The sequence below is a fragment of the Alkalihalophilus lindianensis genome, assembly GCF_032843265.1.
Lineage (GTDB): Bacteria > Bacillota > Bacilli > Bacillales > Bacillaceae_D > Alkalihalophilus > Alkalihalophilus lindianensis.
In genome coordinates, this window is sequence record NZ_JAWJBA010000365.1 from 1 (window position 1) to 269 (window position 269).

A 269-nucleotide genomic window follows, 5' to 3' on the forward strand; every position below is an offset into this window, starting at 1 on the left:
ATTTAATTCGTAATAAGGCTCATAATTCATTATTCTTAACTGCTTGCTCCTGCAACTTGAGGACGTTTTCAATCTTATCCACATCATTTTGACGATTGCCTTTTCCATGGCAATTTCTTTAAACCGATAGAGCACATCGTATAAATTCATGAATATCTGTTCTAGTAAATTGCCTGATAACCACCCCTTGATGGGGAATTCTTTGCACTAGTCGGTCCCGTTCTAACATGAGAAGGGCCTCATGTACTGGAGAGCGGCTTGTTTTAAAT

At 38.7% G+C, this 269-nt stretch carries 1 protein-coding gene; it reads right to left on the reverse strand.

Going from position 1 to position 269, the window contains the following annotated elements:
* Nucleotides 1-118 precede the first annotated feature (118 nt).
* A partial coding sequence (locus RYX56_RS25905; protein WP_369293562.1) for a GntR family transcriptional regulator occupies nt 119-269 on the reverse strand: 151 nt, incomplete at its 5' end.